General features: G+C 54.8%; 1 protein-coding gene. It reads left to right on the forward strand.

What is annotated here, in order from left to right; all coding sequences use genetic code 11:
• Positions 1-293: transposase (locus tag ACW5W8_RS24010; RefSeq protein ID WP_498630918.1), on the forward strand; the 293-nt coding region annotated here is incomplete at its 5' end.
• Between the last annotated feature and the right edge of the window lie 32 nt (positions 294-325).

The following is a 325-nucleotide window of genomic DNA, read 5'->3' on the forward strand; positions in this document are numbered from 1 at the left end:
AACAGATTTACAAGGGGCGGCAAGAGACAGTGGAACGCAGTTTTGCAGATGCGAAACAGCATCACGGGCACCGGTATGCGCGTTATCGGGGTCTGGGCAAAGTGCAGATGCAAGGACTGCTGGCCGCCGCATGTCAGAACATGAAGAAAATCGCGTTGGTGCAGAGCAGGAAGGGGAGTAAGGGCCCGAATTCGCCGAATTCCCCGGCAGATGATCTTGTTAGGGCGATAGCATGGTCTTTGATGCCTTTTTCGTGGCGAAGATGGCCAATATGGCGGCTTGTCAGTCAGTGAGTGGCCCCCTGGTGCCGAGCTAAAAAAGAACC

The organism is Aeromonas aquatilis (genome assembly GCF_054052405.1).